Annotated in this window: 18 protein-coding genes and 9 pseudogenes; 19 read left to right on the forward strand and 8 right to left on the reverse strand. The window is 68.8% G+C overall.

Annotation, left to right across the window (positions count from 1 at the left end; translation table 11 throughout):
* Positions 1 to 66: 66 nt before the first annotated feature.
* The 3 genes from ACZ7L9_RS35570 to ACZ7L9_RS35580 are packed head-to-tail and all read right to left on the reverse strand — an operon-like array spanning position 67 to position 1,455.
* Positions 67 to 951: a nitrilase-related carbon-nitrogen hydrolase gene (locus ACZ7L9_RS35570; RefSeq protein WP_471421669.1), complete on the reverse strand. Its 885-nt coding sequence runs from the start codon at positions 949 to 951 to the stop codon at positions 67 to 69.
* Between the two features lies 1 nt (position 952).
* On the reverse strand, positions 953 to 1,201 hold the full coding sequence (locus ACZ7L9_RS35575; protein ID WP_471421670.1) for a hypothetical protein: 249 nt from the start codon (positions 1,199 to 1,201) through the stop codon (positions 953 to 955).
* A gap of 11 nt (positions 1,202 to 1,212) precedes the next feature.
* Positions 1,213 to 1,455, reverse strand: coding sequence for a hypothetical protein (locus tag ACZ7L9_RS35580; RefSeq protein ID WP_471421671.1), 243 nt, complete (start codon positions 1,453 to 1,455; stop codon positions 1,213 to 1,215).
* A 47-nt stretch (positions 1,456 to 1,502) separates the two neighbouring features.
* Between ACZ7L9_RS35580 and ACZ7L9_RS35585 the strand changes: the two genes are divergently transcribed.
* The 9 genes and pseudogenes from ACZ7L9_RS35585 (at position 1,503) to ACZ7L9_RS35625 (ending at position 8,698) form a co-directional block, all read left to right on the forward strand.
* Positions 1,503 to 1,811, forward strand: coding sequence for a transposase (locus ACZ7L9_RS35585; RefSeq protein WP_471421672.1), 309 nt, complete (start codon positions 1,503 to 1,505; stop codon positions 1,809 to 1,811).
* A complete protein-coding gene (locus tag ACZ7L9_RS35590; RefSeq protein WP_471421673.1) occupies positions 1,808 to 2,545 on the forward strand; it encodes an IS3 family transposase in 738 nt (245 codons plus the stop codon). Before ACZ7L9_RS35585 ends, ACZ7L9_RS35590 begins: the two co-directional genes overlap by 4 nt.
* A 941-nt stretch (positions 2,546 to 3,486) precedes the next feature.
* Positions 3,487 to 3,759: pseudogene (locus ACZ7L9_RS35595) on the forward strand (NAD-dependent epimerase/dehydratase family protein); the annotation flags it as partial.
* Between the two features lie 4 nt (positions 3,760 to 3,763).
* Complete coding sequence (locus tag ACZ7L9_RS35600; RefSeq protein ID WP_471421693.1) at positions 3,764 to 4,201, forward strand: hypothetical protein; 438 nt, start codon at positions 3,764 to 3,766, stop codon at positions 4,199 to 4,201.
* 730 nt (positions 4,202 to 4,931) lie between these two features.
* Positions 4,932 to 5,999 (forward strand): helix-turn-helix domain-containing protein, encoded by a 1,068-nt coding sequence (locus ACZ7L9_RS35605; RefSeq protein ID WP_471421674.1) that lies wholly within the window; start codon positions 4,932 to 4,934, stop codon positions 5,997 to 5,999.
* Positions 5,954 to 6,163 (forward strand): annotated as a pseudogene (locus tag ACZ7L9_RS35610) (helix-turn-helix domain-containing protein); the annotation flags it as partial. The gene ACZ7L9_RS35605 and the pseudogene ACZ7L9_RS35610, both read left to right, overlap by 46 nt.
* 255 nt (positions 6,164 to 6,418) lie before the next feature.
* Positions 6,419 to 6,880 carry a hypothetical protein gene (locus ACZ7L9_RS35615; RefSeq protein WP_471421694.1) on the forward strand — a complete coding sequence of 154 codons (462 nt, stop codon included), beginning with the start codon at positions 6,419 to 6,421 and terminating at the stop codon, positions 6,878 to 6,880.
* Between the two features lie 265 nt (positions 6,881 to 7,145).
* Entirely contained in the window at positions 7,146 to 7,961 is an 816-nt protein-coding gene (locus ACZ7L9_RS35620; protein WP_471421675.1) for a serine/threonine-protein kinase, read from the forward strand.
* 287 nt (positions 7,962 to 8,248) lie between these two features.
* Entirely contained in the window at positions 8,249 to 8,698 is a 450-nt protein-coding gene (locus ACZ7L9_RS35625; RefSeq protein ID WP_471421691.1) for a DUF4328 domain-containing protein, read from the forward strand.
* Positions 8,699 to 8,880: 182 nt separating this feature from the next.
* On the opposite strand, the pseudogene ACZ7L9_RS35630 reads toward ACZ7L9_RS35625, so the two are convergent.
* The 3 genes and pseudogenes from ACZ7L9_RS35630 to ACZ7L9_RS35640 form a co-directional block, all read right to left on the reverse strand.
* A pseudogene (locus ACZ7L9_RS35630) lies at positions 8,881 to 8,934 on the reverse strand (hypothetical protein); the annotation flags it as partial.
* Positions 8,918 to 9,248, reverse strand: a pseudogene (locus tag ACZ7L9_RS35635) (IS6 family transposase); the annotation flags it as partial. The pseudogenes ACZ7L9_RS35630 and ACZ7L9_RS35635, both read right to left, overlap by 17 nt.
* A gap of 222 nt (positions 9,249 to 9,470) precedes the next feature.
* Positions 9,471 to 10,427, reverse strand: a complete 957-nt coding sequence (locus ACZ7L9_RS35640; RefSeq protein ID WP_471421676.1) for a LysR family transcriptional regulator — start codon at positions 10,425 to 10,427, stop codon at positions 9,471 to 9,473.
* A 58-nt stretch (positions 10,428 to 10,485) separates the two neighbouring features.
* On the opposite strand from ACZ7L9_RS35640, the gene ACZ7L9_RS35645 reads away from it, so the two are divergent.
* From ACZ7L9_RS35645 to ACZ7L9_RS35665, 5 genes and pseudogenes are all read left to right on the forward strand, one after another.
* Positions 10,486 to 11,322, forward strand: a complete 837-nt coding sequence (locus ACZ7L9_RS35645) for an NAD(P)-dependent oxidoreductase (RefSeq protein WP_471421677.1) — start codon at positions 10,486 to 10,488, stop codon at positions 11,320 to 11,322.
* A 90-nt stretch (positions 11,323 to 11,412) separates the two neighbouring features.
* Positions 11,413 to 12,657 (forward strand): annotated as a pseudogene (locus ACZ7L9_RS35650) (IS3 family transposase).
* Between the two features lie 100 nt (positions 12,658 to 12,757).
* Positions 12,758 to 13,828, forward strand: a pseudogene (locus ACZ7L9_RS35655) (IS630 family transposase); the annotation flags it as partial.
* 136 nt (positions 13,829 to 13,964) lie between these two features.
* Positions 13,965 to 14,009 (forward strand): annotated as a pseudogene (locus tag ACZ7L9_RS35660) (hypothetical protein); the annotation flags it as partial.
* A 24-nt stretch (positions 14,010 to 14,033) separates the two neighbouring features.
* Positions 14,034 to 14,291, forward strand: a complete 258-nt coding sequence (locus ACZ7L9_RS35665) for a hypothetical protein (RefSeq protein WP_471421678.1) — start codon at positions 14,034 to 14,036, stop codon at positions 14,289 to 14,291.
* Between the two features lie 79 nt (positions 14,292 to 14,370).
* Here the strand turns inward: ACZ7L9_RS35665 and ACZ7L9_RS35670 are convergent, their stop codons facing one another.
* Positions 14,371 to 15,738 carry an FG-GAP-like repeat-containing protein gene (locus ACZ7L9_RS35670; protein WP_471421679.1) on the reverse strand — a complete coding sequence of 456 codons (1,368 nt, stop codon included), beginning with the start codon at positions 15,736 to 15,738 and terminating at the stop codon, positions 14,371 to 14,373.
* Positions 15,739 to 16,200: 462 nt separating this feature from the next.
* Here ACZ7L9_RS35670 and ACZ7L9_RS35675 point away from each other — a divergent pair.
* The 4 genes and pseudogenes from ACZ7L9_RS35675 to ACZ7L9_RS35690 all read left to right on the forward strand — a co-directional run.
* Positions 16,201 to 16,623 (forward strand): annotated as a pseudogene (locus ACZ7L9_RS35675) (IS701 family transposase); the annotation flags it as partial.
* A gap of 666 nt (positions 16,624 to 17,289) precedes the next feature.
* Positions 17,290 to 17,763 (forward strand): reverse transcriptase N-terminal domain-containing protein, encoded by a 474-nt coding sequence (locus ACZ7L9_RS35680; RefSeq protein WP_471421680.1) that lies wholly within the window; start codon positions 17,290 to 17,292, stop codon positions 17,761 to 17,763.
* A gap of 69 nt (positions 17,764 to 17,832) precedes the next feature.
* Positions 17,833 to 19,026 (forward strand): reverse transcriptase domain-containing protein, encoded by a 1,194-nt coding sequence (locus tag ACZ7L9_RS35685; RefSeq protein ID WP_471421692.1) that lies wholly within the window; start codon positions 17,833 to 17,835, stop codon positions 19,024 to 19,026.
* Positions 19,027 to 19,050: 24 nt separating this feature from the next.
* Positions 19,051 to 19,977, forward strand: a pseudogene (locus tag ACZ7L9_RS35690) (IS701 family transposase); the annotation flags it as partial.
* A gap of 177 nt (positions 19,978 to 20,154) precedes the next feature.
* Here the strand turns inward: ACZ7L9_RS35690 and ACZ7L9_RS35695 are convergent.
* Entirely contained in the window at positions 20,155 to 20,658 is a 504-nt protein-coding gene (locus tag ACZ7L9_RS35695; protein WP_471421681.1) for a hypothetical protein, read from the reverse strand.
* Here ACZ7L9_RS35695 and ACZ7L9_RS35700 point away from each other — a divergent pair.
* On the forward strand, positions 20,657 to 21,751 hold the full coding sequence (locus ACZ7L9_RS35700) for an MFS transporter (protein ID WP_471421682.1): 1,095 nt from the start codon (positions 20,657 to 20,659) through the stop codon (positions 21,749 to 21,751). The two genes, ACZ7L9_RS35695 and ACZ7L9_RS35700, sit on opposite strands and share 2 nt — an antisense overlap.
* Positions 21,752 to 21,863: the final 112 nt, after the last annotated feature.

A 21,863-nucleotide genomic window follows, 5' to 3' on the forward strand; every position in this document is an offset into this window, starting at 1 on the left:
TGAACGTCGCGGGGGCGGCGTTGCGCGGCACTCGGGTCCTTGCGATCGGGCCGATGGGCTGGTCGCTCATCGTGCCTCCTCCTTCGCAGAATCCTTCACAGAACCGATGATGCTTCGGTAGAGCTCGGGGCGGCGGTCGGCGAGGACGTCGTTGTGCTTGCCGAGGCGCTTGTCGCGAGCCGTCGCCAACGCGCAGTCGGCGAGCAGCAGCTCGTCGCCCGTCTCGGTGGAAGGTCCCGCCACCGGGTAGCCGTCGAGGTCGACGACGACGGAACCGCCGGTCCACGGGACGTCCCGCTCGGCGAGGCTGGCGCTGCGGTCGCAGACGGCAACGAACATCCGGTTGATCGCCGCGTTGGCCTGCACCCGGATTACCTCCCCCGGGCGCGGGCCCGCGGGGCGCCGGAAGAGCGGCCAGTTGACCGGCACGCAGAGCAGGTCCGCGCCGCCCAGCGCGAGGGTGCGTACCCACTCCGGGAACTCCTGGTCGTAGCAGATCAGCAGGCCGATCCTGCCGACCGAGGTGTCGACGACGGGCGGCAGTTCGGCACCGGGGACGAAGAACTGATATTCGTCGCCGAAGAGATGGGCCTTGCGGTAGACGGCTCGCAGGCCCTGTGGGTCGACGAGGACGGCCGAGTTACGGATCAGGCCGTCCTCGTCGTGTTCGCAGAGCCCGCCGGCGACGATCAGCCGGTGGCGCCGGGCCAGCGAGATCCAGCCGGTGACGGTTGGTCCGTCCAGGGGTTCCGCGAGCGACGACGCCTCCGCCGCGTCCCGGAAGACGTAGCCGCTGTTGGTGAGTTCGGGCAGGACCACGACCTTCGCCCCGGCCTCGGCGGCGTGCTCGATCGCCTCGCGCGCGGTGGCGCGGTTGGCCACCGGGTCGCCGACGCGCAGGGTGAGCTGCGCGCAGGCGATCCGGGTGGTGCCGTCGTTGAGGAAGGCCATCTCAGACCGCCAGCGGGGAGCCGTTGTGGGCCTCGGGGCCCTCCGCGTCCTCGCCCTCCAACGCGCGGTCGCTGGCGGCGATCGCGGCCTCCTCGGCGCTGAGGTCCAGGTCGCGGGTGAGCACGTAGTACAGGACGCCAGCGACGAGCAGGCCGACCGCGAAGGAGATGTCCGCGCCGCCAAGCGCCTTGGCGACCGGGCCGGTCCAGAACGAGGTGGCGAAGAACGGGATCATTGCGACGAAGCCCACGGCGTAGGTGGTCAGGCCCTGCCAGGACCAGCGGCTGTAGATGCCGCGCGGGTCGAAGATCGCGGTGATCGCGTAGTGCCGCGGCGGACGAAGTAGAAGCCCACCAGGTTGACGGCGGTCCACGGGATCAGGAAGGAGAGCATCAACAGCACGAAGTTGTTGAAGTTCGCCAGGTAGTCGGCGGGCAGCGCGAGTGCGACGGCGAAGACGACCAGCTCGATGACGACAGGGCCTTCACCCCTGATCTTGGACACTCGAGATAGTGGATCTTGAGGATCTGAGAGATGGACGTGTCGTGGTCATGAAGCACTATCCGCCGGAGTTCAAGGCGGACGCGGTCGCACTGTACGAGTCGCGGCCCGGGGAGACGATCAGGCAGATCGCCGCCGACTTGGGGGTGAACCCGGAGACGCTGCGCAACTGGATCCGGGACGCGGGTGCCAGTCGTCCGCGCGGCCGTAGGGCAGCGGAACCGCCGGCGGGTCCGGTGGCTCCGTCGGCTCTGGAGGCCGAGGTCGCTGCCTTGCGGCGGGAGAACGCCGAGCTGAAGAAGGAACGGGAGATCCTGCGCAAGGCGGCCCGCTATTTCGCCTCGGAGACGGGCTGGTGAACCGCTGCCAGTTCGTTGAGGACCACCAGCGCCGTTACGGCGTGAAGCGGTTGTGCCGCATCCTGGGCATCGCCCGCTCGAGCTTCTATCACTGGCGTCGGAGTGCGCCGCTGCGGGCGGCCCGCCAGGCTGCCGACGCCCAGCTCGCCGCCCGGATACGCGTGATCCACCGGGCCTCGGACGGCACCTACGGCGTCCCCAGGATCACCGCTGAACTCCGCGAGGACGGCGAGGTGGTGAACCACAAGCGGGTCGCCCGAGTCATGCAGGCGATCGGGCTGGCCGGTCTCCGCCTGCGCAGGAAGCATCGCACCACCATCCCGGACCCCGCCGCGGCGAAGGTGCCGGACCTGATAGGCCGTAACTTCACCGCAGACGAGGTGAATCGGAAGTACGTCGGCGACATCACTTATCTTCCGCTGGCCGGCGGGACATTCCGCTATCTCGCGACCGTGATTGATCTCTGCTCACGGCGCCTGGCCGGGTGGGCGATCGCCGATCACATGCGCGCCGACCTCGTCGTCGACGCCCTGAAAGCGGCCGAGCGGACCCGCGGCAGCCTCGCCGGCGCCGTGATGCACACCGATCACGGGGCCCAGTACTGCAGCCGGGCCTTGGGGCTGCCCCCGATACCCACCCCCAGCCCGCGTCTCGTATCTCCGCACCGGTCCACCCGCACGGGGAGGACACGTCGTTCGCGAACGACGTGGCGGCTCCGAACACCACACCCGTAGCAAGAGCACCGAGTGCTCCACGCACAATCCTCATACCGTGACCCTGTCCATGCGGCTTGTCATCCCTTCGCGTGCGCACGGCCGTTCACAGCCGGCAGTGGAGGATGTGGAGGCCGACGGAGCCGTGACGGGGGTGGTCGCACGCCTCGGGGACCGTGCTTCGTGGACGATGCGGCCGTCGACGACGGTGAGAGGCGTGGCCGCGTCGAGGTCCTGCCGGGTGGGCAGGCGCGCGGGGCCGACGGTGCACTCCTCCAGCAGGCCGGGGTCCCAGCCTTCCCCCCCGTGATACATGCGCCTGTTGGGGTGACCTGGGCCGCCTTCCGGACCCCCTCGGCTGTGGCGGCGATCGAACGTACCCCGAGATGGCTGGTGCCCAGCGTCAGAGGAGGGGTCGTCAGGCCGAAGTGAAAGCCGTGCAGATGCGGGTCGCTGATACCCGACAGCAGTGTGCCGCCCGCCAGGTCCACGACACGGGTCGTCGCACCGATGTGGTCGGCGACTGCGGAACGGTCGCCGACCACAGTGATGGTCCCGCCGCCCGTGACGGCGAGCGCCGAGGCGACGGTGAAGTCGGCGTCGGCCGTCAGCACGGTGCCGTTGGCGAAAACCAGATCGGCGGGAACGGGCGGGGCGGCGACGGACGACGGCGGCAATGGAGACCCTCCTGGAGTACATGGCCGTGCAGGTACACGGTCCAGCAAAAACGAGCGTGATCGCCTGTGTCCACGCGGCGTTGCCGCACACCCGTCCGGCCCGACCGGACACCGCAGGTCACGCGATGCACAGCGCCGGGCGAGGTCCGCCATGATGTGCCCCACAGTGCGCCACGCAGCACTCCCGAGGTGCGGTGCGTCGGCCGGCGTCCCGGTCCAGCCGGTCGGCACGTCCCGTGGGACGCCGACCGCGAGGTGCCGGACCTGTCCGGCGCCGACCTCGTCGTGCACTGCGCGGCGGGGGTCGGCGATCCGGCGCTCGGCTCCCGCGCCGAGTCCGCGATGCGTGCCGTCAACGTCGACTGCACGGCGCGGCTCCTGGAGGCGGCCGCTGGCCGGCCGGTGGTGTGGGTGAGCAGCGCGAGCGTTTACGCGCCCGGCCCCGACCGTTCCCGGATCACCGAGGACCATCCCGTGCGCGGCCACCTGAACGCGTACGGCCGCGCCAAGGCCTTGGCGCTCGCCGGTGGCGCCGTGGTCCTGCGGCCCCTGGCGGTCTACGGTGCCGGGGACCCGCATCTGGTGCCCCGGCTACTCTCCCGCGCCCGGCGCGGTCTGCTCCTGGCCGGGTCCCAGCGTCCGCCTCAGCCTGACGGCCGTCGCGAACCTCACCGACGCCGACTGGCCCCCGGGGGCCTACACTATCGCCGACCCGGAGCCGTACGACCGGGACGAGGCGGTCCGAACGGTCCTGTGCGCCCACGGCGTCCGGGCACGCATCAGCCACATTCCGCCGCCGATGGCTCGTGCCGCGGCAAACACCGCCCAAACCCTGGCCCGACTGCGCCCGCACACCGAGCCGCCGCTCACCCGCTACGCCGTCGACCAGCTCGCGCACTCCGCCGTCCTGGACGTGTCCAAAGCTAAGTCCCAAGGGGGACAGCCGGTCGCGCCCTCGCGGACCATACGACTGCCTTGGTCGTCAGGTAACCGGCTGTGACACGGCAGGATGCCGTGTGAGCAGCGCCATGCGGTGGATACGCCGACCTCACGCTGCAGGTGTCTTTCCTGACGATGGGGTACCCCCACCAGGGAGAACGTACAGAGCCCGGAAGCGCCTTGACTGGTTGGTCCGCTGGTGCGTTCGGGCTACGGGCCTACGAGTGCGGACGCCTGCCCCGCAGCCGCAGCGGATGCCCCTGCCAGGAACGGCTGTGACAGGTGCCTCGCAAGTTCGGCGGCATCTCCAGTGAAGTGAAGCGTACGAAGTCCCAAGGACGCGGCGGCCGTGCAGTTGGACTTCCGGTCGTCGACGAACAGCGTACGCGCCGGAGGCAGCACAGGCGTTCACCGGCTGGCACCTCGGCGTGCAGCACTCGCCCTCGCCGCCGCCAGGTGCTGCTTGAACAAGTGGCCCCCGCGCGCCACCGCCTCGCCCTCCTCTGGGCCGATGGCGGCTACACCGGTAGCAACGCTGCGATTGTCGCACCGATGGTGACGACGGCGGCGCCGAGCGTGGTCGCGCGAGTCGGCCGCCCATCCGGTTGCCTCGGGGATCCGGTCCGCCGGGCTCACCGCGTCGCTGAGAAGTCTTCTCGAAAGACACAACTCCGTGAGCTGCCCCACGCTTTGGGTGGCTCCCTGGGAGTCCCACGGCGTGTGGGATATTTGTGACCTGCTCCTCTCTCGTGGGCGCCGAGGGTGGATACAAGACATCATGGGAGGGGTACGTGGCCGGACCGGCCGCACACAACGCCCGGGGGGATGTGCTGACGCGGGAGCAGCAGGCCCTGCTGCACGAGATGCGGACGCTGAGGGAACAAAGCGCGCTCAGCTACGACGGGCTTGCCGAACGAACGGGGTACAGCCGTTCTTCGTGGCAGCGGTTTCTCAACGGCGGCAAACCACCGACCCGGGCTGCGGTGGCGCAGCTGGCGGAGGTGACGGGGGCGGACGGCCCGCGTCTCCTGGCTTTGTGGCAGCTGGCCTTCGGCGAGGTCGGCCTGCCCGTAGGCAAGCAGGCGGCGTGTCGGCAGCCCACGAACGAGCAGGCCGACGAAAGGCCGTCCGCCGACGAGCGGGCCCGTGCCGAAGGGCCCACCGACGAGGCGTCCAGGAATGGGGGCGCGAACGTCACGCCGCATCCCGATCCCGATGCGTCGGCCGCCGCGCCCGCTGGGGCCCTGGGTGGCCATCCGGGAGAAGCAGGGGACGAGCCGTGCGACGCGGGGAACAAGCCGGACGGGAGTATCGGTGTCGACTCGTCGCTGCCGCGGCAGCCGCGGTGGTGGTGGGGATGGCTCGCGGCGGCTGTGTGCCTGCCCTTGGGTATCGGAATCGGTCTGTGGGCCGCGCCGCAGCGAAGCGCGAAGCCGGCATCCGCGGCGAGGTCGTCGAGCCAGGCCCCGTCGGCGCCCGCCGAAGCGCCGGAGCCCCCGCAGCGGCCCGTGTGCAAAGGGCGGTCGTGCGACCGGAAGGACCCCAGGGCGACCGGCTGCTTCCGGGACGGGAAGACCCTGCGGGCCACCTGGCTGGCCGGGATGAGCATCGAACTGCGGCACAGCCAGGCGTGTGGTGTGGTGTGGGGCCGGATCGACAACGGCACGGTCGGATTCCGGGTGGAGGTGACCACCGACAAACGCGAGACGTCGGCGACCATCACCTGGGGCCAGGACGTCTACACGCGCATGCTGGCCGTGGACGATCCGGCATCGGCGGTCGTCTGCGGGATCATCCCCCGCCACGACAGTGAATGCACGCGCCCAGGGCCGGTCGCCTCCGGGACCGGGGCGCTTTGATCCCGCGGCGTGATCGGCTCGCTGCCGAGCTGGGCAAGCTCCGGCGAGAGACGGGACTGAGCTATGCCCGACTTGCCTACCGGACCGGGTACAGCCGCTCCTCCTGGGAGCGTTTCGTCAATGGGCAGCGGCTGCCTCCGCGGTCCGCGGTGGAGCAACTGGCACGGCTCGCAGGCCGCTGCCCGAGTACGGCGGTTGTGCTGTGGGAGGCAGCCGCCGGGGGCGACCTCGACGGGTCGGTGCGGGCCGGTCCCGCCGTGGGAGCTCCCGGCCCTCGCGAGTACACGGCTCCTCGCGCCGAGCAGCCTCCCGGACCCGGAGCGGCTCTCGTGGCGCTGCCCGAGCCTGGCAACGGGTTCCGGCAGATCCTTCGGGAGCGCCTCTCGAAGACCCCGAAGACCCCGAGGAGGGCGACCGCTGTGGCACTGATGGTGACCGCATCGGCTCTCCTGTCGGCCGTGCTGCTGTCCCCGGGGCCGGGGAGCGGGCCGAGTGGGTCCGGCCCGCGCCCCACGTCGCACTATCCGCGGAGTTCCCCGGGAGGTGGCGTAGCGAAGCACCCGGAGCCGGTCGGCACCTGTGCCGGTGACGCGTCGCTGCTCTCATCGGCCTGGTCAGGCACCGCTCGGGTGGAACTGTGGCACAGCCCGGGGTGCCGCCGCGCCTGGGCCGAGAGCGTCCAGGCGGGGCGCGGCGACATGGTCGTGCTCTATGTCGACGACAGGCTCCTGCGCACCGGCCACGTCGGCGACCGGCGCGCCGAGATCTTCCCAGCAGTCGAGCTGTCCGGCGGAGAGCGTCTCAAGGCGTGCCTGCTGCCTTCTTCGTCCGCGGCATCACTCCCGCACGTGACGTGCAGCGACACCACCCACGTTCCGTGACGGCGTGAACCCTCGTATGAGCGGGTACGGAGGCCGGTGAGGCATCGGACATCGGCGGTGCGGTCGGGGGACGGTGTTCATGTACCGGAGCCGAGCCGGTCTCCGGCGCAGGTGCTGGACACGCCCGGACCTGTACCCGCCCCAGGAACCAGCCCACCGGCGGGTGGCAGATCACCTTGTCCAGCCTGGTGATTGACGGTGTGTCTGCTCCCATGTCCTCTTCTCGGCGTGGCGCGACAGCGGAATTAGAAGAGGAAGCACCACGATGGAAGACCTGAGACCCGACAACCCGGAGTGGATCGGTGAGTACCGGCTGCTGCGCAGGCTCGGCTCGGGCGGCATGAGCCATGTCTACCTGGCTCGTTCGGAGTGTGGCCGCACGGTCTCGGTGAAGCTGGTCCAGCCGGAACTGGCCGGCCGCGAGGAGTTCCGCCGCCGTTTGCGGCAAGAGGTGGAGGCGGCCCGCCTTGTGGGCGGTGAGTGGGCCGCGCCGGTCCTGGACGCCGACACGGAAGCAGCGACCCCGTGGGTGGCGACCGGCTATGTCGCCGGGCCCTCGCTGCACGAGGTGCTCGCGGGGGACGACGGCCCGGGATACGGCGCGCTGCCCGAGCGTTCCGTAGAGGTTCTGGCGGGCAGCCTGGTGCGGGCGCTGCGGGACATCCACGGCGCCGGGCTGGTCCACCGCGACCTCAAGCCGTCCAACATCCTCGTCACGATCGACGGTCCCCGCGTCATCGACTTCGGTATCGCCCGTGTCCTGGACACCGTTCCCGGAGCCGTGGCGACGCGTACCGGCGCACTGATCGGCTCGCCCGGTTTCATGTCGCCCGAGCAGGTCCGGGGCGAACATGTCACACCGGCGAGCGATGCGCCTCTGATCACGGACTGCCTGGTCAAGGAGCCCAGCGGTCGCCCCACGGTCGACGAACTGCTCAGGCGCACAGAGGGACACCGGCCCGAGGCCGGCGCCTGGCTCCCCGGTGACCTGACCGTCCGGCTCGGGCGGCAGGCTGTACAACTCCTGGAAGTCGAAACACCTCAGGCGAGCATGGCCATGTCCACCGCCGGGGCACCCTAGGGCCGGTTCGGCCCGCCACCGCCGCCGTGGCACGCGATGCCCCGTGTGTGGGGCCCCACGAGGGCGTCACCACGCCGTCTTCCGCGCCCACGAAGGCGCGGAAATCACCTCGCGGGTGGGCGAACCTCCTGGTGGTGCTGCTCAGTGTGGTGGCCGTGACGATGGTGTTCGAGCTCAATGCCTCGTACGAGCTGTACGACCGGCTGGCGGAGGCCGGCTCGGCTATGGAGCTGAGGGAGCTCAAGCGCCGCTTCTTGCCAGGTGCGATCAACCGCGGTTTGGTGGCGATGGCGGTCTTTCTGGTCACCATCGCGGTGTGGCCGTTCTGGTTCCGGCGCATCCGGATCAATGCCGAGTTCTTCTCACCGAACGGCCACCGCCACGGCCGGGGCTGGGCTCTCGCGGCGTGGTTCGTTCCCGTCGCCCATCTGTGGGTGCCGAAGCAGGTGGTGAACGACATCTGGAAGGCCAGCACGCCACCCGAGGACGCGTCTGCGCACCGGGTCAAGCGCGAGGGGCCACGCGGGACAGGGGGAGCGCGAAGAAGCTCAGTGCCGCGAGGATCTCCACGGCGGCCGCCGTCAGCAGGGCGCCGGGGAGCGACCAGGTGGCGAGCGGCCCGGCGGCCGCCGCTCCCAGGGCGAATAGGAAGCAGCATGGTGTTCCGCGCCTCCGAACCTCGAGCCTGCTGGGCCCCCTGGGCTGCGGTGTGCAGACAGGCGCCGGGGCAGTCCTGAACTCGCTTGACTGCGAGCCGGGTTCTGGTTCCGTCGTGCCGCGCCCCGCCGAAGTTGAACAGCATGAACTGCCGGCAGTAGTCCAGGAAGGGAACGAACGCGTCTGGAGCCTGGCGGTGCTGCTGCGGGACGCGCTCGCCGTTCAGGTAGGCGCGGATCGTCTTGCGGGCGCGTCCCAGGTGTCTGGCGATCGCGGAGATCGTCCACCCCTGGTGACGCAGCGCTTGCGCGTCCACGTCTTCCTCCCACGAGGATGTCGAGCACGCCGCCGTCCTGGTCGATGGCCCGCCACAGGTACTTCCGCTCCCCGATGACCTTGATGAACGCCTCGTCCAGATGCCATTTGTCCCCGGGGCCGGGGCCGGCGGCAACGCAGCCCGTCGGCGTAGGCATGCCTGAACTTGGCGCACCACCGCCGGACCGTCTCGTAGGAGACGATCACGCCGCGCTGGAGCATCAGCTCCTCCACCTCACGGAAGCTGAGCGGGAAGCGGAAGTACAGCCACACGCAGTGCGAGATCACCTCGACCGGGTACCGGTGACGAAGCAACTCACGACGATGAGTACGCCGAGAATCCCCACGCCGAGGATACCGAGGGCCGTCCAGACCTCGTCCGTCCACCACGCCGCGCACTCCGCCGACGGCCATGCAGATGCCGAGGACGAGCGTCCGTGAACTTTGGGGTCTCAGCCAATGTCGCAGCTGGAGTGGCACATCGCGACACAATCCGCTCGCCTGCGACCGACCCGGCCCAGAGGGTCTGCAGCCCGCTCACACATCTGTGCGAGGTCGCTGCGGCGCACATCCGGAGAATCCGCGGGAACCGCGCAATGCGACCGCTGTCTCGTGGAGCACCTTGAGGAACGTCCGGGCAGCTTCCGTCGGCGTGGGGGGAGTCGCCGCGTACACCTGCCTGTAAGGCACGTCGTGCGGGTGGATGGTGACGAGGACGATGTCCCGGCTTACGGAGGCAGCGGCCAACGCCGGTACGAGGGTGATGCCGAGCCCCGCTGCGACCGCGCCGAGCTTGGCGATCCAGTCGTGTGCGATCAACCCGGTACGGGGGGTGAAGCCGCTGGCGACGAGCGGGCGGAACAGGGTGTCCGCCAGGCCTTCATGGCCGACGACCCACTCCTCGTCTGTCAGTTCAGCGAGCCGTACCGGGCGCCGACCCGCATGCGCGTGGCCCCGCGGCAGGGCCACCAGCATGGGCTCGTCCAGCAGGTGGTGAAGGGTCGCGCCGTCGGGCGGGGGCGCACCGAGAGCTGGGCTGACCACCGCCAAGTCCTCCTCACCGTCGGCGATCCGCCCCAGGTGCTTCACGGACGGTCCTTCGGTGCGGGTGACGGTGACGCCCGGATGCCGGACCCTGAACTCCGCCTGTGCCCGCGGCACCAACGCGGCATTGGCACTGGAGAACGAGCCGAGCCGCAACAGCCCCCCGTCCAGGCTCCGGAGGGCGTCCAGCTCCGCGCGCGCCGCCGTGAGCCGGGTCCGTACCGCCTCCGCGTGGGGCAGCAGCACCCGGCCCGCCTCGGTGAGCCGCACCCCGCGCGGCAGCCGCTCGAACAGCTGCGCCCCGGTCTCCTCCTCCAGACTCTGTACCTGACGTGAGACAGCCGACTGGGTATAGCCGAGCGTCCGGGCGGCACCGGTGAAGGAGCCCTCAAGGGCGACAGCCAGAAAGATCTCATGCAGGCCACAAGCCATGCCATGCGAATTCGTCATGGCATCGATGCTAAACATTCGCTTGTCGCATGACCAAGGGACCCATAGCGTCGAGGCCATGTCACAGAACCAGAACTCCTACGATCCGACATCGCAGTGGATAGCGTTCCTCGGCCTGGGCAGCATGGGCAGGCCCATGGCCTGCCGCCTGCTCACCGCCGGTCACCGCCTCACAGTGTGGAACCGCACTCCCGTCCACGCCGACGAACTGGTCGAGGCAGGAGCCGCCCGGGCCGCCACGCCCTCCGAGGCCGTTGCCCACGCGGACGTCGTGATTACCATGCTCTCCGACCCGGCAGCGGTCCTTGAGGTCGCCGACGCAATGATTCCCGAACTGCGTCCAGGCACGATCTGGATCGACACCTCGACCATTGGCCCGGACACCGTCCGCACCCTCGCGACCCGACTCCCAGAAGGCGTCACCCTCCTCGACGCCCCGGTCATGGGCAGCGTCGACCGGGCCGCGAGCGGAGAGCTGCTGATTTTGACAGGCGGCGACACCACCCCCGTCGACGGGATCCTCGGCCGACTCGGCACGGTCACAGCCTGCGGCGCCCCAGGCGCGGGCGCCGCGCTGAAGCTGGTCCTCATTAACGCGGTAATCGGCGGAGTAGCCCTGATCGGCGAAACACTCACGCTCGCCGCCGCCCTCGGCGTTCCTCAGGACCTGGCGCTGCACGCCCTGGGCAGAGGCCCGCTTGGCCAGGCTGCGGTACGGGCGACGGCAACCGGTTCCCACTTCTCGCTCGCCCTTGCGGCCAAGGACGTCGCCCTCGCCACCGCGGCGACGAAGCTCCCCATCCTGGAAGCCGTGCACCAGACCCTGATCGAAGACCCGGCCCTGGAGGCCGCGGATCTGGCGGCGATCGTCCAAATGCCAGGCGCAGTGGAATGATCCGCCTCCGGCCGTCGAACGCCCCTCCCGCCCACCGCTCCTGAACCGCCCCGGTTCGAATGGAGAATCGATCTGCGAAAGTGTCGAGTCATGCCACGACCCTCCCGTTACCCGCTTGAGCTGCGCCGTCGTGCGGTGCGCATGGTCGCTGAGGTCCGGAGCGACCACCCGAACGAGACGGCCGCCTTGCAGGCGGTGGCCGACAAGCCAGCATCGGCTCGCGGGAGACGCTGCGGAACTGGGTGAAGCAGCACGAGATCGACGCGGGGACGCGTCCAGGGACAACAACGGAGGAGTCCGCCCAGCTCGAGGCGCTGAAGAAAGAGAACGCCGAGCTGAAGCGGGCCAACGAGATCCTGAAGGCCGCGGCGAGTTTCTTCGCGGCCGAGCTCGACCGGCCACACACACGCTCGTAGCGTTCGACGAACACCGGGACCGCTTCGGCGGGGTCGAGTCGATCTGCAGAGCACGACTGCAAGATCGCCCCTTCCACCTACTACGCCCACAAGAAACGACTGGCCGCCGCGTCCGCACGATCGGTGCGGGACGCTCAGCTCAAGGAGCTGATCAGCCAGGTCCACACCGCCAACTACCGTGTCTACGGCGCGAGGGAGATCTGGCGTGAGCTGAACCGGCAGGGACATGCGGTGGCCCGCTGTACTGTCGAGCGGCTGATGCGCGAGATGGGCATCCAGGGGGCGGTCCGCGGCAAGCGTGTGATCACCACGCTTCCCGGCGGGCAGGTCGAGCGGGCTCCCGACCGTCTCGACCGCGATTTCGTCGCCGCCGCCCCCAACCGGTGCTGGGTAGCTGGCGGACTTCACCCACGTGAAGACCTGGTCGGCGACCGTCTACGTCGCGTTCGTCGTGGACACCTTCTTCCGCCGGATCGTCGGCTGGTCGGCGGCCACCGTCAAGGAGACCATCTTCGTCCTGGACGCCCTGGAGATGGCGATCTGGCAACGCGATCGCGATCAACAAACTATCCAGCCAAGCGAGTTGATCCATCACTCGGATGCCGGATCGCAGTGCACGTCGTTCAGGCTCGCCGAGCATCTGGACGCCGCCGGCATAGCCGCGCCCATCGGCTCGGTCGGCGACGCCTGCTTCAACGCCCTGATGGAATCGGCGATCGGCCTGTACAAAACTGAGTTGATCAAGCCCCAGCGGCCCTGGAGGTCGCTCTCCCAGGTCGAGTTGGCCACCGCCGCCGAGTGGGTCGACTGGTACAACCACCGCAGGCTCCACGGCGAGATAGGCCATATCCCGCCCGTCGAGTACGAAGCCAACTATTACACGGAACTCACGAAACCCCAGGTCACAACCACAATCTGAGATCTCTACCGAACCCGAGGGCGGTTCAGCCGGGGCCGAACCGGGAAATCCGGTGGAAGGTCTCTATTGACCTGAGTCAGAGATTCATCGTTGGTTGGGCATGAGTCGTCCGGGTCCGAAGATTCCGCCGTCGTCCGTGACCGATGCCCAGCGGGTTGTGCTGGAAGGGTGGGTGCGTCGTCGGCCGACGGCACAGGCGTTGGCGTTACGGTCCCGGATCGTGCTCGAGTCCGCCGAGGGGCATTCGATCGCGGAGGTGTCGCGCCGTCTCGGGATCGCTCCCGAGACGGTCCGCACCTGGCGGCGCCGGTTCCTCGGCCGCGGCCTGGAAGGCATGCACGACGAACCTCGGCCCGGTGCCCCACGGAAGATCACCGATGCAGATGTCGAACGGGTCATCGTCAAGACCCTCGAGGAGACACCCAAGAACGCCACTCACTGGTCGACCAGATCGATGGCCGCAGCGACCGGGATGTCGCAGTCGGCCATCTCGAGGATCTGGCGGGCATTCGCCCTGGCCCCACACCGGTCCCAGACCTTCAAGCTGTCGACGGATCCGCTGTTCATCGACAAGGTCCGCGATGTCGTCGGCCTCTACCTCGACCCGCCAGAGAAGGCGCTCGTGCTCTGCGTGGACGAGAAGTCGCAGATCCAGGCCCCGGACCGGTCCCAGCCGGTCCTGCCGATGATGCCCGGCGTTCCCGAACGCCGCAGCCACGACTACATCCGGGCCGGCACCACCACCCTCTTCGCAGCCCTCGAAGTCGCGACCGGCAAGGTCATCGGCTCCCTCCACCGCCGCCACCGGGCCACCGAGTTCAAGAAGTTCCTGGCCAAGCTCGACAAGGAAGTCCCCGCCGGGCTCCAGGTGCATCTGATCCTCGACAACTACGCGACCCACAAGACACCCGAAATCAAGAAGTGGCTGTTGGCGCACCCACGGTTCCACCTGCACTTCACACCCACGAGTGCGTCGTGGCTGAACCTGGTGGAACGCTGGTTCGCCGAGCTCACACAGAAGAAGCTCCAGCGAGGCGTCCACCGCTCCGTCCAGGCCCTCGAACACGACATCCGGACCTGGCTCGCCGCCTGGAACGACCAACCCAGGCCCTTCGTCTGGACGAAGACCGCCGACGAAATCCTCGACAAAGTCGCCGCCTACTGCCACCGAATCTCTGACTCAGGCCTCTATGCGGATATCGAGGAATCGGTCCGGCTGCCGGACGTGCCGTGGTCGCGGGACAAGGTCCTGCCCATTCTGAGCCGAGTGCGTCGCGGCGGGCGAGGCGTTCCAGCTGCGCGACGACCTGCTCGACGCCTTCGGTGACTCCGCAACGACGGGCAAGCCCGCCGGTCTGGACGTCAACGAACACAAGATGACCTTGCTGATCGCCCTGGCGGCCGCCAAGGACGCCCGGGTCGCCCGCCTGGTGGCGGACGGCCAGGGCGGGGACTGGAAGCCGGTCGAGCTGCGCGAGGCGGTGTTCGCCTCCGGTGTCCGCCAGGAGGCGGAGGAGCAGATCGACCAGCTCGTCGCGACCGCCCTCGCGGCACTGGACAGGGTGCTGCTGGTGGATGACTGGCAGCAGCGCCTGGGCAAGATGCCGGAGCAGGTGGCCTACCGCGACCGCTGACGAGCCGGGCGTCGGCAGAACGCGGGGTGCCCCCCGTTCCGACAGCTCGAAACGGGGGGCAGCAGGCCAAGTGGCCGGGTCAGATGATGATGTTGAAGCCGTTCCAGCCGTCGCTGATCTTGGTACCGGGCTGGATGGTGCCGTCGCCGTTGCCCCGGGAGATGTGCAGGCCACCCTCGTTGCTGCGGGGCAGCAGGTCGGCCTTGCCGTCGCCGTTGAAGTCACCGGGCGCGGCAATGGCGTTGAAGATCTGCCAGCCGGAGCGGAACTTCACGCCGGACTGCAGGGTGCCGTTGCCGTTGCCTTTGTAGAGGTAGAGGTCACCGGCCGCGTTGCGGGCGATGAGGTCGCTCTTGCCGTCGCTGTTGAAGTCGCCGGGGGAGACGATGGTGTTGAAGCCGCCCCAGCCATTGCCGATCTTTATGTTGCCGGCCTGCCAGCCGCCGGTGCCGTTGCCCTTGTAGAGGTACAGGTCGCCCGCCGCGTTGCGGGCGATGACGTCGGCCTTGCCGTCGCCGCTGAAGTCGCCGGGCGTGATGAGCGTGTTGAAGCCGCCCCAGCCGGAGCCGATCTTGACGGCGCCCTGGAAGGTGCCGTTGCCGTAGCCCTTGTAGAGGTAGAGGTCACCGGCGGTGTTGCGGGCGATGAGGTCGGCCTTGCCGTCGCCATTGAAGTCACCGGGCGCGACGATGGCGTTGTAGACCTGCCAGCCGCCACCGATCTTGGCGGCACCGGTCTGGAAGCCGCCGGTGCCATTGCCCTTGTAGAGGTACAGCTCCCCGGCCGCGTTGCGGGCGATGACGTCGGCCTTGCCGTCACTGTTGAAGTCGTGGCCGACCTGCTTGGCGGGCGGCGGCGGGGTCGTCTGGCCGCAGTTGGTGCTCTTCAAGGCGGTGCCGGGGGCGGTGGAGTACTTGAACTTGACGTTGTCGAAGGTCGCGTGGACGATCTTGCCGTTGTAGCGCTGCTCGTAGTGCAGGTGGTCCGAGCCCGGGGAGCCGACGTCACCGACCTTGCCGACGATGTCGCCCGCCTTGACCTGGGTGCCGTTCTTGATCATGCCGCTCAGCTGCATGTGCAGGTAGCGGGTCTGCCAGCCGTTGCCGTGATCGATCCACACAGCGGACGCGGACTTGTCGTTGTACATGCCTGAGAAGGTGACCTTCCCAGCCGCGCTGGCGCGGACCGGCTTGCCCCGGTCGTCCCGGCCGACGCCCCAGTTGAAGTCGATCTTCTCCCACGGGTTGTGGTTGGCGCGGGTGGAACCCTTCCAGGTCTCACCACACGTGTAAGGAGCCTTGAAGACCGGTGAGACCGGTGCGGCCGCGGCCGTCGAGACCGGCAGCGCGACGGTGAGCGCGGCCCCGGCCGTCAGGACGGCAGCGCCCAGCGCTGTCGCGCGGGCCGACCGCGACGCGGCCTTCACCTCGGCAGAGATACGGGACATGAGGGTTCCCCCTTGTGCGGACGGTCGTGCGGGAGTGCGCGGGAGTCTCACGGGAGACACGGGCACGGGCCGGGCACAGGCCGGTGCTTCGGCCTCGGGCCGCCGGGCTCGCCGCGCTGATGAGGAGTCTTGCCGACCGTCGCGGAGCCCGGCGGCGTCCCACGCGATGGGTGGGACCCTGGGAGACCCGCTACCGGTGGGACGGCCTTGACCTGCACCTTCTTCGATGGGACGTGGGGGATACAAGACATCGTGGGAGATGCGGGACGCGAACGACGGACCGGGGTGGGGGCAGCCCCCCCCAGGGCCGTGCGGGGATTGCCCCAGGAAGCCAGTACTCCAGCAGGATTTCGCAGTCTGACCTGCAGGTTTCGCTGGGCGGCTGGTGTGTAGCGGGCTGTGGAGTGGTCAGGGGCGGTTTCACGGAGGCCGCCCCTCGATCGTGCGACAACGCCGCAGGTAATGACGGCGGGTGGGAAAGCTCCCCACGTGATCATCGAGCAGGATGCCGAGCAGTGGGACCTTGAACTGGACGATCTCTTCGTGACCATCGGTCATCGCTTCGGCCGTGTGGAGCTTCGCCGCCGCATGCGTGACTACGTGCGTGGGCTGCTGGCCCCGGTGGCCCGCAAGAACAGCTGGCAGCTGGCCGAGCAGGCAGGCCACGCCACCCCAGACGGCCTGCAGCATCTGCTCGCCGGGGCGAAGTGGGAGCCGGACGACATCCGCGATGAACTGCAGGGATACGTCGCTGAAAAGCTTGGTGAGGACGACGGAGTCCTCATCATCGACGACACCGGGTTCATCAAGAAGGGCACCACCTCCGCCGGGGTCCAGCGCCAATACTCCGGGACCGCCGGTCGCACCGAGAACTGCCAGATCGGCGGTGCGACGCGAGGTCGCACGCTGTGAGTGGTTACGCAGGGAGGAGGTCGGCACGACGCCGAGGACGTAACCCGGGCCAGTGTCCAAGGCCCGTCCCCTCCCCGACGTGCGTCGCTGGTAACGGCGGGGTACGAAGCTCGGGGAAGAAGCCCAAGAGCCCCCGTTCCATCCGGGGGTCACAGGCAAGGGGAAGACCGGACGGGTGAAGCTCACTGAACCCTCAACGATGCTCCGTGATGGCAAGCCTCGCAGATGGGAAGTACGAGCGGGGTGCAGGGCTGGCCGCTGAGAAGCGGCAGGTGCCGGTCGAAGACACCGAGTCGGCCGGGAGGACACCACCGCCCCGGGGTAATGAGGGCGCCCACCCCGGTCGCATCTCACACGTGTGGAACGCGACAACCCCGTTGGGGTCCAGACCTGCTGGTCTGGTCAGCCGACCGTAAGGAAGGCCCAACTCCCCAGCGGGTGCAGGACGGTCCAAGAAGCCAATGCCGGCCGCCGAAAGGCAGCAGGAAACCGGGACAGCACCGGCACCTCCGCCGAGTCCCGCATAACTGGCCGGATACGGGCGGATGCCCGGACCCGAAAGGGTGCTGACGTGGGCCGGGTGAGCCCGCGAAGAACGCTGTTGAACAGGAACCAGAACCGAAGGGCAAGTTAGACACCGTGACGGTCATACCTGCTGCCGACCCGGCCGCGACCAGCACCGCTTCGGTGAACGGACCGGAGGACACTCCGCTCGACTGGGATGCCATCGACTGGCAGGCCCAGGAGGAGTCAGTACGGCGACTGCGGCAGAGAATCTTCGCGGCATCGCAGGCAGGGGACCTCAAAAGGGTCCGCAACTTGCAGAAATTGATGCTCCGTTCCCGGTCCAACACGCTGGTCAGCGTGCGTCGGGTGACGGAGATCAACGCAGGACGCAAGACGGCCGGGATCGACGGTCAGGTCATCCTGACCGCCTCGGGCAAGGCGGAGCTGGCCCACCGGGTTCAGCACCGGATCAGCCCGGGCATGGCCTGGCCCGTCAAGCGGGTGTATATCCCCAAGTCAGGCGGCAGGAGACGCCCGCTCGGCATTCCCGTGATCCTGGACCGGGTTGAGCAAGCCCGGGTCTCCCAGGCACTGGAACCGGAGTGAGAAGCGCGGTTCGAGCCGAAGTCGTACGGCTTCCGGCCCGGCCGCAGCTGTCAGGACGCGATCGCGGCGATCTACTGGACGGCCAAGGGCAGCAAGGCCCGCCGCCGGTGGGTGCTGGACGCGGATCTGGCAGCGGCGTTCGACCGAATCGACCATGACCACCTTCTCCAGCAGCTCGGCACGTTCCCCGCACGGGAACAGGTCGGGCAGTGGCTGCGAGCGGGTGTGGTCGAAGAAGGCCGGTTCACGCCGACCGAGGAGGGAACTCCGCAAGGTGGCGTGATCAGCCCGGTGCTCTTGAACATCGCTCTGCACGGGATGGAGACGGCTGCGGGAGTCCAGTACCGGCAGACCGGCCGCCGTGCCGGTGACACCATGCCGGGCTCCCCGCTGCTGGTGAGATACGCCGACGATCTTGTCGCCCTGTGCCATTCACGGGAACAGGCCGAACAGGTCAAGGCCAGGCTTGCCGAGTGGCTGAAGCCGAGAGGACTGGTCTTCAACGAGGACAAGACGCGCGTCGTCCACCTCGAAGAGGGCTGCGACTTCCTCGGCTTCACCATCCGCCGCTATCACGGCAAGCTGCTGATCAAGCCGAGCCGCGAGGCCGTCAGACGGATCCGGAACAGGATGCGCGCCGAGGTGCGGTCCCTTCGCGGGGCCAACGCCGCCGCGGTGCTGCAACGGCTGAACCCGATTATCCGGGGGTGGTCGGCCTACTACCGGAGTGTGGTCGCCAGCGAGATCTTCACCGCGCTGGACGACTACATGTGGAAGCTCACCTACAAGTGGGCGACCCGCGCTCACCCGAACAAGCCACGGCACTGGGTCACCGCCCGGTACTACGGCACGTTCAACAAGTCCCGGCAGGACCAGTGGGTGTTCGGTGACCGCGACAGCGGCGCCTACCTGCTGAAATTTGCCTGGACGAAGATCGTCCGACACCAGATGGTCCACGGCTCGGCGTCCCCGGACGACCCTGCCCTGGCTACCTACTGGGCCGAACGGCGCCGCACCAGCGCACCGCCGCCGATCGACCGTGCCACCCTGCGTCTGCTCCAGGCGCAGAACGGGCAGTGTTTGATCTGTCGGGGCCCGTTGTTGCACGCCGACGCTCCGCCGTCCAGCCCCACCGAGTGGGAGCAGTGGCTGCGTGGCACCCGCCAGGCGATCAGCACCAGGAAGATCACCTATCGCGGGATCGGAACGTCGGACGGGGTGCAACTCCGTCTGATTCACTCGTCCTGCACTGCACGCCTGTGAGCCTTCTGGGCTTGCTTGAGCCGAGCTGCGGGGAAAGCCCGCACGGCCGGTTCTGAGGGGGGACCGTCGCAGCAATGCGATGGTCCTACCCGACTGTTCGCCGCCTATGCCACCGACCGCGGCCGGGCCTTGGTCGACCGTGAGCTGTATCTCCCCAAGTCCTGGGCCGAGGACCGCGAACGCTGCCGCGCGGCAAGGGTCCCCGATGATCGGGAGTTCGCCACCAAGGGGGCACTGGCCCGGCGCATGGTGCTGCGGGCCCTCGGCTCGCCGCTGCCCGTCACCTGGGTCACCGCGGATTCCGCCTACGGACAGGAGAGCCGCTTCCGCCGGCTGCTGGAGCAGTCGGGCGTCGGCTACGTGCTGGCCGTGCCCAAGTCCCAGTTCACCGTGGGGTGTCCCCGCATCGAGGGTCTGTTTGCGCAGGCCCCGGCCGAGGCGTGGGAGAAGATCTCATGCGGCAACGGCGCGAAGGGACCGCGCGTCTACCACTGGGCGGCGGTGCGACTGCCGGCTGTCGCCGAGTTCGACTACCAGGGCGAGATCCCTCACCGGGTGTGGTGGGCGCTGGCCCGTCGCAGCATCCGCAAGCCCGAAGAGATCGCCTACTACCTCGCTTACGCCCCTTTGGAGACCACCGCCCAGAAGCTGGTGCGGATCGCCGGGACGCGCTGGGCGATCGAGGAGTGTTTCCAGGCCGCGAAGAACGAGTGCGGCCTGGATCAGTACGAAGTCCGTCGTTACCCGGGTTGGTACCGGCACATCACCCTGGCGATGCTCGCGCATGCCTTCCTGGCAGCCACGGCACACCGGGCCCGGGAAAAGGGGGCGGAACCGGTGAGGCAGCCGGGGGCATCGAGCTCACAGTGGCGGAGGTTCGGCGACTCCTGGCAGCTTGTCGTCCCCGGCCCCCGCACCTGCGCGGACATCGAGGCCGCCACCACGCGGTGAGCTGGTCGCAGTGGCGCCGACGACGCCAAGCAGTCGCCCGCCGCTGCCATTACCTGCGGCGTTCTCGCACGATCGAGGGGCGGCCTCCGTGAAACCGCCCCTGACCACTCCACAGCCCGCTGCACTCCAGCCGCCCAGCGAAACCTGCAGGTCAGACATCGAAATCCTGCTGGAGTATTAGTCGACGGCTGGAACGACGTCTCCTGACTTTAACTCAGCTCGCGCGGCGAGGTACTCAGCCCAGTCGCGTTGGGCGTAGGCGACCCAGCGGAGCGCAGTGTGGCGGTGCATCCCGGTCACGTCGGCGAGGATCGGGCTGGGGAGACCAGCAGCGAGGGCGGCCAACACCCCGTTGCGCGCGATGCGAACCGGGATGCCGTGCCGGTTGAGTTTCTGGGTCATGCCGTGCGTCGAGATCGGCTTGCCCGGGACCATATCCGGGAAGAGCCACCGGGGACCTGGGCGGGCTCGCGAGGGCTGCGGCCGCAGTTGGGGCTGATAATCCATCTTGTTCGGCCACACAAGGGGGTGGTGAGCTGGCCAGATGAAAAATACGGAAGCCCTCACACTCTCCACAGCGGACAGCGGCGCACCTCGCTGGTCACCGGTCATCGCCGTGGCACTCAGCACTTTCACCGTGGTGTCCTCCGAAATGATGCCGGTGGGTCTGCTGACGCCCATGTCGGAGGCCCTTTCCGTCTCCGCCGGTGTCACCGGCCTCTCCCTGACGATCACCGCAATCATCGCCGCGGTCGTGTCCCCCTTCGTTCCGGCACTCATCGGGCTCCGCGATCGCAAGGGGGTGCTCGCCGCCTTCATGGTTCTGCTGTCACTGGCGAATGCACTGACCGCGATCGCACCCAATTTCCTGATCCTGGCATTCAGCCGGATCCTTCTCGGCATTGCGATGGGCGTCGTGTGGGGACTCGCCGCAGGACTGGGCCCGCGACTCGTCGGCGGACCACGAGTCGCGCTTGCCACCACGCTGATCTTCTCGGGGGTCTCCATCGCCTCGGTTCTCGGTGTGCCGCTGGGGACCCTCCTTGCGGCGCTCCTCGGCTGGCGTGCCACGTTCTGGGCCCTCGCACTCGTCGGTGCGGTGGCCACCGGCGTCCTGGTCCTCACGCTTCCGGCCCTCCCGGTTCACCAGCGGATCCGCGTCGGCGGAACCGTCGGCGTGCTGAGAAACCGCGGTGTCGTGGCCGGGCTGGCCATCACGGGGCTGGTCGTGTTCGGCCACTTCACCGGCTACACGTACGTGCGTCCGGTCCTTGAGTTGGACGCGGGCATGAGCGCCGGCCTGATCGCGAGCTGCCTGCTGGTCTATGGCCTGGCCGGCGTCGTCGGCAACTTCACCCTCGGTCCCCTGGCCGGCCGGTACACGAAGGAGGCTGTGATCACCGTCCTGGCGGGCGTCGCGCTGGCCGCAGCACTGCTGCCGTTCGCCACCGCGAGCACTGTCACTGTGCTGATCGCGCTCGGCGTCTGGGGCGCCTCGTACGGCGGGGTCTCGGTCTCGACGCAGACCTGGGTTGGCACGGCCGACCCCGCGCGTACCGAGGCATCGGCCGCGCTGTGGGCCGGTGTATTCAGCGCGAGCATCGCTCTCGGTGCGTTCGCGGGTGGGCTCGTCATCGACCGTGCGGGAAACCGGGCCGTCCTGCTCACGGCGGCGCTGATCACGGCGGCCGGGCTGATCGTCGCCGCCGTCTCGCGGCCTGGCCCGAAGTCTCCACACACGCGGCGGACGGAACTGGATGCCGCCGGCCATTGACGAACTGTTCGCCGCCCTGGGCCGACAACCATCAATCCGAACGTACGCCCCGCTGACGGACGAAAGACATAGAGGCACCCCCCGGGGAGGGAAGTGCCGATGCTGTTGCAGA

It is taken from the genome of Streptomyces sp. NPDC111516, assembly GCF_055635345.1.

Coding starts and splice junctions, on each gene's coding strand:
- ACZ7L9_RS35570 (WP_471421669.1), bottom strand. CDS start 951: ATGGCCTTCCTCAACGACGGCACCACCCGGATCGCCTGCGCGCAGCTC.
- ACZ7L9_RS35585 (WP_471421672.1), top strand. CDS start 1,503: ATGAAGCACTATCCGCCGGAGTTCAAGGCGGACGCGGTCGCACTGTAC.
- ACZ7L9_RS35620 (WP_471421675.1), top strand. CDS start 7,146: ATGGAAGACCTGAGACCCGACAACCCGGAGTGGATCGGTGAGTACCGG.
- ACZ7L9_RS35625 (WP_471421691.1), top strand. CDS start 8,249: ATGGCGGTCTTTCTGGTCACCATCGCGGTGTGGCCGTTCTGGTTCCGG.
- ACZ7L9_RS35640 (WP_471421676.1), bottom strand. CDS start 10,427: ATGACGAATTCGCATGGCATGGCTTGTGGCCTGCATGAGATCTTTCTG.
- ACZ7L9_RS35645 (WP_471421677.1), top strand. CDS start 10,486: ATGTCACAGAACCAGAACTCCTACGATCCGACATCGCAGTGGATAGCG.
- ACZ7L9_RS35665 (WP_471421678.1), top strand. CDS start 14,034: ATGACCTTGCTGATCGCCCTGGCGGCCGCCAAGGACGCCCGGGTCGCC.
- ACZ7L9_RS35670 (WP_471421679.1), bottom strand. CDS start 15,738: ATGTCCCGTATCTCTGCCGAGGTGAAGGCCGCGTCGCGGTCGGCCCGC.
- ACZ7L9_RS35700 (WP_471421682.1), top strand. CDS start 20,657: ATGTCGGAGGCCCTTTCCGTCTCCGCCGGTGTCACCGGCCTCTCCCTG.
- ACZ7L9_RS35695 (WP_471421681.1), bottom strand. CDS start 20,658: ATGGGCGTCAGCAGACCCACCGGCATCATTTCGGAGGACACCACGGTG.